General features: G+C 68.1%; 7 protein-coding genes. All 7 read right to left on the bottom strand.

Translation table 11 applies throughout. From position 1 onward, the window contains the following. Window positions 1-204: 204 nt before the first annotated feature. Entirely contained in the window at window positions 205-525 is a 321-nt protein-coding gene (locus IBL26_RS10765; RefSeq protein ID WP_187784484.1) for a hypothetical protein, read from the bottom strand. A gap of 2 nt (window positions 526-527) precedes the next feature. Further along, entirely contained in the window at window positions 528-824 is a 297-nt protein-coding gene (locus tag IBL26_RS26075; protein WP_367615410.1) for a polymorphic toxin type 50 domain-containing protein, read from the bottom strand. A 351-nt stretch (window positions 825-1,175) separates the two neighbouring features. After that, window positions 1,176-2,612: a phage terminase large subunit gene (terL, locus tag IBL26_RS10755; protein WP_187784483.1), complete on the bottom strand. Its 1,437-nt coding sequence runs from the start codon at window positions 2,610-2,612 to the stop codon at window positions 1,176-1,178. Then, window positions 2,593-2,904, bottom strand: coding sequence for a hypothetical protein (locus IBL26_RS10750; protein ID WP_187784482.1), 312 nt, complete (start codon window positions 2,902-2,904; stop codon window positions 2,593-2,595). Before IBL26_RS10750 ends, terL begins: the two co-directional genes overlap by 20 nt. Window positions 2,905-2,906: 2 nt before the next feature. Beyond that, a complete protein-coding gene (locus IBL26_RS10745) occupies window positions 2,907-5,249 on the bottom strand; it encodes a glycosyl hydrolase family 28-related protein (protein ID WP_187784481.1) in 2,343 nt (780 codons plus the stop codon). Between the two features lie 48 nt (window positions 5,250-5,297). Beyond that, entirely contained in the window at window positions 5,298-5,738 is a 441-nt protein-coding gene (locus tag IBL26_RS10740; RefSeq protein ID WP_187784480.1) for a hypothetical protein, read from the bottom strand. Beyond that, window positions 5,738-7,618: a hypothetical protein gene (locus IBL26_RS10735; RefSeq protein WP_187784479.1), complete on the bottom strand. Its 1,881-nt coding sequence runs from the start codon at window positions 7,616-7,618 to the stop codon at window positions 5,738-5,740. The genes IBL26_RS10740 and IBL26_RS10735 overlap by 1 nt, the downstream gene beginning before the upstream one ends. Between the last annotated feature and the right edge of the window lie 4 nt (window positions 7,619-7,622).

The raw sequence follows: 7,622 nt of genomic DNA, 5'->3' as shown, positions 1-7,622 counted from the left end.
GCAGCAGCGTCAGGTAGGGCGCTACCAGCGCCCACTCATCATCGGAAACGTCAGAGGGGTACGGCTTGCGGGCACTCCTGCCCTACAGCCTGATCGTTACCCGCCCAAAGGTCCATAACAGCCTCTAGCCGGAACAATATGTGCACCGGCTTTGAGTAGGGTCAGGTCCAGATGAGGTGCCGAACGAGTTGTATATGAATTACGTCAGCCTTGCTGTTCCGAGCGGCGATAGGCCACGCCACCCGGCAGGAAGTTCGGCTCCGCGCCAGGAGCCAGCACCTCTATCTCCGTCGAAAAAGTATCGTCAAAGTAATCGCAGAAAATTTCTGTTTCCACGCAGGACAAATCCTCCATCTCTTTTCCAGAGGGTGGGTAAGAACAATGCGCTCTCATTTTGAGAAGGTGGCGAGGGATATCCACGTCAACCGAATATGCCACCAGACATTCCGGTGTTTGATCACGCAGAGCGCGGCGCGCCGACAAGATCAAATCGGCGCGCATTTTAGACAAATTGGCCCAGGCCACTATCAGTTTACCCACCCGTTTGGTTGAGCCGGAACAATATGCGCCCCGGTCTTTGAATAATGAATTGTCCCTCGTGTTGTCAGTGCCTCCCGTCCGTCAAGCTGGCGATACACACCGATAACCCGATCTCCAGTGTCGAATGTCTCCTTCGTGCCGCTTACTCCGGGCCGACTCCCGGCGACAACCCGACCACGTCCGGCGAATTCCCGCATCAAGGCATTGGCATCCGCATGCAACGTGCTTCGGCCCGGATCGCTTTGGGTCGAGGGCGCATGCTGCGCCCGTTTATCAGGATTGATATCAAATCGCGGCTCATTGCTTGGCCGTGGCGACGCGCTCCGGCCAGAAGGGCTCGCACCAGAGCCCCGGGAGAGGCCGCCATATCCTCCGCCTCCCTCGAGAGGTTGCGGGGTGCGTCCCCAAAGGTCGGAGGGATTGCGCCTCGCGTCACAAAGATCACCGATCCGCCGCCGCGGTCTCGCCCTGTCGAGGCAGCGCCACCATAACCGATGCTGCCACGATCATCAGCGCCCACAGGCGCTGAACGCGAATGGCTATCGACATGCTGCTGCTTGCCGTCGCGCACCCGGTCCTAGGCGCGTACGGAAACCATCGCCATGCATGAATATCCTTATGAAGGACGGTGGCCGCTAAAGCCCGCGCCACCCCGGCCCACGCGCGGCGGGCGGCGCGCCGGGCAAGCGCACGGGCTCCGCCAGCAGGCAGCTGGAGAGCGCGTCCAACGCATCGTCGCGCAACCCTGCTGTATCGGGCTTCCACTCCGCCATCTCGGTCGGGAACGGTGTGCGGAAGATGCGTTCATGCGCGTGCAGCTTCCGCGCCGCCAGCACCGGGTCCAGGGCCGAGAGAATCCGGTCCTGCTTCGCGTGCCGGCTGTGCTGCTCCACCACCGCGCAGGCGGCGCCGATCCGCGCCATCTCCCGCTTCAGCAGCGCGGGCAGGAAGCGGCCGATGCCATTGGTCTCCACCCGCAGCACCGGCAACAGCAACTCCCGCGCGATCTGCGCCACCTGGCGGCATTGCTGCGTCGCCGGATCATCCGCCGCATCGGGTTGGTGCGTCAGGTAGGCCAGGCGATGCAGGTAGTGGTTCCCCTCCGCATCGCTGTAGGTGGCCGCAAGCACCGATCCATCGCCGCTGCCCGGGCGCCCATAGGCCGGGTCCCAGAACCCGCCGCCAGAAACCATCCGCCGCCCCAACAGCGACAGCACCGGGCGGCCATGCGCTTCCCGGTAATCCGTGTCCTCCGCATAGCGGACGATCAGGCGGGGATCGAGCCGCGCCGCGCCACCCGCCACCGGCCGCAACAGCATCTGCCGGCCGAAATGAATGGGCCCGACCCGCTCGCGCAGCTGCGCGATCATGGTGGTGGAGAAGCGCTCCGGCCAGGCGCTGCGCCCGGCCTCGTCCAGCAGCGGAATCCGCAGCCGGTGGTAGCCGCCGAGGAACGCCTCCCCCTCATCCGGGTGCAGATACAGGCTCTCGGCACAATGCGGCGTGCCAACGTACAGGATGGTGCCGCCTGGCGTCAGGATGAACTCGGTCTCCGTCAGCCGCTCGCGCAGCTCCGTGCGCTTGCCGGGGGAGTCGCAGTTTCCGGCGACCTCGACATCGTCGCAGATGATCACTTCGGCGCGGCTGCCGGTGATGTTGCCGGTCAGCCCCGCCGCCAGCATGGAAGGGTCGCGCAACGCGCCCTGGCGCCGCACGGTGAAGCGGTCCACCGCCCAGGCTTCCGCGTGCTGCGGCACCAGATGCGCACAGAGCGGATGCCGTTCGATGATCCGCCGCACCGTCGCCACCATCTTCGTCGCCAACTGGTGGTCAGCGGCGACGACCAGGATGCGCGTCTCCGGCCAGCGCGCCAGCAGCCAGGCGCAGTACAGCCCGACCAGGGTGGACTTGCCGCAGCCCCGGAACGCCATCAGCAGCAGCCGCCCGTCCTCCGCCTGCCGGCGGGCATCCAGCCAGCGCAGCACCCGGCGATGCACCGGCGGCGTCGCCTGGCGAAGATGCGTGTTCCAGACCCAGACGAACTCCAGGAGGTCAGCCGGCGCTTCCGTCATCGCCATCATCCTCCTCTACCTCGGAGAGCGCGCCCCTGGCCTGCAGCAGCAGCGCATTGGCCTGGGCGACGCCGGCCATCTCATCCCCCGCGCCGGCGGCGCGAGCGATCTTCAGCACCTGTTCCAGGTGCGCCAGGGCCGACTTCGCCGCGGCATGGTGCGCGGCGAAGGCCTTGGCATCGTCATGCGTGCCCGGCGCCGGACCACGGGCGATGAACGCGCCGTAATCCTCCGCCACGCGCATCGCCGCCGTCTCCAACTCGGCCGCGAGAGCCGGTGGGATGCCTTTCATGTTCAGATCCTTGGCTTGGTGGCACGGAGATACACGGTCCCCGCATCCACGGTGATGCTGCCGCCACTGACATTGTGGGCCGTCACCCGCACCTGGTCGGCACCGGCCGTGCCGCCGACGCTGGCGTGGAACACCACCCCGCCATTCTGGAAGCCGGACGCCTTCGCAAAGGAAGCCTGCACGAAATCCCCTTGCCGGACGCCCGGCAGCGTGACGTCCCGCGTGGCCGTCGCACCCGCCGCCAGGGCCGGGATCGTCCAGCCGGGATCGGCGGTGGTGTACTCGCGCACGCCCCATTTGCGGCTGCCGCCATACAGCAGGGCCGGCGCATACAGCGGCGCGCAATACAGCCGCAAAGCCCTCAGCACCGCACTGGCGGAACCGCCACGGATACCGATAGCGGCATAACGCGCATTGGGATGCAACGTCACCCGCTGCAGCTTGTTGATGGCGATACCGCCGACGAGACTGTCCAGATCGGCATTGCCCTCCCAGAAGAAGGAGGGGCTGCCCGCGTAGACCGCGTTCATGTTGGAGAACAGGGCGGGCGCGCTGCCATCCAGCACGTTCTCATTCGCGTCGAACTGCATCACCACCGGCCGCAGCTCGGACCCTTCGGCGGCGATGAAGAACTCCTTGCAGTCCCGGCTATCGACGACGAAGGCCAAGGCACGGCTGGTCGGCACCCCGACGGTATCGGCATTCAGCGTCAGCAGCGTCAGGCCAGCGAAGGCAAGGCCGGTGAGAGTGCCCGGCGTACTAGACGGATTGCCCGACAGCACCGCCATCTGTTCGAACCCGACGCCGCCGGCCGTGTCGATGCTCTGGCGGAAAGCGCGTTGCCGCACATTCTCCGCCGCCGCTACCAGGCGGGGCGTCCCCTGCGCGGCGGCGGCCTGATGCAAGGGAATGACCGTGCCGCCCGCCCGCGTCGCAGCGGCGGTGTAGTCGACCGCCACGCCGGTAAAGGCGTAGGTGCCGACGTAGCAGACTTCGTAGATGCAATCATTGGCGCCGCCGGCATGGCGGGCGACGAAGGGGCTGCACTGTTCCATCCGCACGCCGCGGGCGATGATGCCGCGCTCGTCCCCCGCCTCCAGCAGGAACGGGATGGCTGCGACGGTGCCGGGCGAGCCCTGCCGCTGCAACTCGAAGGCCGGGCCGACGAACAGATGCGCGTTGTGGCGCGGATACGCCCCCGGCGGGCAGGAGAACCGCACCCCGTACCGGTCCATCGTCGGATGCACCGCCGACGCATTGGCGAAGTGGCCGCCGTGGTAACGGATGCTGTTGTTCCAGGCGGCGGCGGTGGAGGTCCGCACATCCAGCCCGATCCGGTTGTTCACGATCCGGCCGAGATGCAGCACGCTGTCCTCGAAGCCACGCTCCACACCCTCGGTGCGCAGCCCGATGGTAAAGCCCTCCACCTGCCGCAGCTCGACGATGCTGGCATCGAGGTTGCGGATGACGATGCCGATGTCGCCCTCGTTCAACCAGTCCGAGATCGTCTCCCGGATCACCCGCAGCCCCTGGTACAGCTTGCTGGCATTCCGCGCGGCGGCACCATCCCCCAGGGTCAGCGCGGCGGCGCCGGACGGCCCGGCATAGATGATGCTGCCCCGCATGGTCAGCCCGGCGGCGGCGCCGGCCAGCAACAGCGGCATGGTGGTGCGGAAGGTGCCCTCGCCGATCTCCAGCACCCTACCGGCGGCGACTGCGGCATTCATCGCCGCCTGCAGCGCCGGGCCGTCATCGGTGATACCATCGCCCGTCGCGCCGAAATCCCGTGCCGACAGCACCTCTGCCAGCTTGTCGCTGATGGTTCGCGGAATAGCGCCACGGAACGGCACTCGCAGCGTACCCTCTTCCCGCGCCAAGGCGGTGACGTGGCCGAGGCTGTCAAAGCCCAGCACGCGGTTGGCGCGCCCGTCCCGGTCCGGCAGCGTCAGCCCCGCCGGCACCTCGCCCGGATTGATCCGGATGGTGCTGCCGAGGTCGTCGCGGAACTCCTGCAACGCCGCGACCTGATGGTCCAGGTCATCGTTCAGCGTGTTGGCCCGCAACAGGCCATTCGGCTGGAAGTCGCTGGTGCGGGCAATCACCAGCCGGCGCCGCAGCGCGAGCACGAGCCCCGCCGCCGGTGGCACGGCGAAGACGACGCTGCCTCCCTCGGAGGCCCCCGTGCCCAGCACCGTATAGCCACCAGCCAGGACCTGCCCATCCAGGCGAACCTCCAGATCGGCAACCCGGAAGATGGGAAAAGGGTAGATGAAGACGGTCTGGGCGCCGTCCGCCGCGTAATGCACACGCGGCGCGACGTCACCGATGCGGATATGCTCGGCCATTCGGATCTCTCGTGCGGAAGGGGTGGGGAAAGGCGCAGGCGCCGGCGGTCAGTCCAGCAGGTTGCGCACCGCGCCGCCGAAGCTGTTGCCAGCCCGCAGCCAGGTGGTCAGGGAGCCATCCGCGTTCAGCAGGCTGCTGCGGCCGGACGCCATGCGGGCGGCATAGGCACCGTCGCTCTCCGCGCTCGCCTCCGCCGCATCCTGCGCCAGGCCGGCGGTGATTGCGCCGGCGGAACCCTGGTCGGGGTTGACGCCGGATGCCGCCAGCCGCGCCCGCGTGGACGCCACGGTGCGGTCCAGCCGGTCCTGCCGCGTGCGCTCTTCCGCTGCCTGGGCGGTGGTCAGCTGCTGCTGCCGCACATCCAGCGCCTGTTGCTGCTGCTGCGCCTGCGCCTTGGCGGAGGCCGCCTGCTGCTGCCCCTGCCGCACCGTGCCGTAGAGCGAGGCCGCGGTACCGGCCACAGCCGCAATGGGAACGAGTTGGGCCATCAATCGGTCATCCTGGTCTCGGTGGTGACGGAAAGCAGCGTCATCGGCAGCGGCGTCGCACCCTCGATGCGCCAGAGCGGCTGCAGGGTGTCCCGACGCCAGCCGATGCCGCGCAAGGTGACATCGCCGGTGAAGCGCGGCGGCCCCGCATCCAGCATCGGCGTATCCAGGCGGCGGAACGGCACCGGCGCGACGCCGCGGCCGAGATCGACGGTCAGCGCCGCCGTCTCCAGCACCCGGAAGGTCGCCGCCACCAGCCGCAATGGCCCGGTGCGCGACCCGCCGGCGGCGAACAACTGCGGCGGCAAAGGCTCGATCAGATGCGCGAAGCCCAGCCCGACCTGAACAGTGTTGGCGGCCTCGTCCAGCGTCACGCCAGCAGCCACCACCGGCACGGTTCCGCGCGGCGCGCCATCGGCGACGACCTGCACGGTCGCACCTGGCAGATGCTCCAGTCCGCTCCAATGCGTGCGCGCCTCGGCCGCCGTGCCATCCAGCCCGGCATCCAATGCCAGCGCATCGTCAAGCCGCTCAAGCCGGTAGCGCCCCAGTCGCTCGGTGACGCACCAGACGGTGCCATCGATCTCGCCGAGGGAGACGAAGCGGCCGTCGGTATCCTGGCGCGTCCAGGCGGTGACCTGCTCGGTGCGGTACAGGGTCAACGTCGCCATCCAGCCGCCCTGCATGGCCACGTGCAGCAGCCGCCGCGTCTGGTCATACGCCATGGCCACCGGCGCCTGCACCAAGTGGCGGGCAACCAACGCCAGGTCATTTGCCTGGTAGGCCTGCTGCACGTCGGTATAGGCGTATTCATGCACCGCCTGGCCGGACCGCGCGGCAAAGATCGTGCTGCCATCGACATCGACGGGCTGGATGATCCGCGTGGTGGCGGAGCCGATGCGCGTCTGCCGGTGCAGCTGGATCGAGGCCGGCGTCATCGGATCACCTGTCACCATCCATTCGGCGCCGGACGTGAACACCTGCAAGTGCCGGCCGGAGAACACGGCGCGAATGGCATTCACCTGATCCGACAGCAGCCCGAACTCGATCGCCTGATCATCCAGGCCGGTGCCGAGATCGAAGTTGAACAGGTCGCCGGAGCGTGAGAGCCAAAGCCGGTTGGGCAGGTCACGGGAGCCGCCCACCACCAGCCGGTCCTGGTGGAAGCACACCGTCACCGGCCAACCCCGGGCCTCGCTGAATGAGGCCTCATCCCAATCCGCGGTCGGCGCCGTCCCGTCCAGGCCCTCCTCGACCAGCACGGTCGCGGAGGTGGCGGAGGCGACCGCCGTAACCAGCATCTTCCGCAGCCCGATCCGCAGCCGCGCGCCCACATGCCCGGCCTGGAAAACCGGCGCGCTGGCCGTAACCGCTGCCACGCCACTCACCGCGCTAGCCGCCAGGGTCACATTGCCCGGCGCGAAGCGGTGGAACGGCTCGGCAACGAAGTTCCAGGACGCGATGGACCACGCCGTGTGGCTACTGCGGGTAACCCGCTGCGGCTGCATGGCGGGATGCACCAGCAGCAACGTATCGGCGCTCTGCGTGTAGGCGATGTTGTCCAGCATCGCCGCCGTCCATGGCGCCGCCAGCTGCGCCACGGGCACGTCGCCCATGAACACCTGCAACAGGCGTTCGGACAGCACCAGCAGGTAGGTCTGCTCGGTGTTGAACTCGAAGGCGATCAACTTCGCCACGCCCGGCAGCAGCGCCACGTGGCGCAGGCCAGGCCGGCGCGTCACGCCGCCGGTCGGTTGGATGAAGACATTGCGCAGGCGCCGCGCGCCATTCTCGAAGGCGCGCAGGTCCCCCCGGCCCAGAAGCTGGTCGCCGAGCTCGCCCGCAGTGAAACTGGTCTTGACGCTGCGGCCCATGGCCATGTCG

Origin of the sequence: Teichococcus aerophilus, assembly GCF_014490485.1 — a bacterium.
Classification (GTDB): Bacteria; Pseudomonadota; Alphaproteobacteria; order Acetobacterales; family Acetobacteraceae; genus Pseudoroseomonas; species Pseudoroseomonas aerophila.
Note: the sequence above shows the minus strand (reverse complement) of the source record. Positions and strands in the feature narration are given on the sequence as shown.

Bases quoted from the DNA above. Each gene is read 5' to 3' on its own strand.
- IBL26_RS10740 (WP_187784480.1), bottom strand. From the start codon at position 5,738: ATGGCCCAACTCGTTCCCATTGCGGCTGTGGCCGGTACCGCGGCCTCG.
- IBL26_RS10735 (WP_187784479.1), bottom strand. From the start codon at position 7,618: ATGGCCATGGGCCGCAGCGTCAAGACCAGTTTCACTGCGGGCGAGCTC.
- IBL26_RS10750 (WP_187784482.1), bottom strand. From the start codon at position 2,904: ATGAAAGGCATCCCACCGGCTCTCGCGGCCGAGTTGGAGACGGCGGCG.
- terL (WP_187784483.1), bottom strand. From the start codon at position 2,612: ATGACGGAAGCGCCGGCTGACCTCCTGGAGTTCGTCTGGGTCTGGAAC.
- IBL26_RS10745 (WP_187784481.1), bottom strand. From the start codon at position 5,249: ATGGCCGAGCATATCCGCATCGGTGACGTCGCGCCGCGTGTGCATTAC.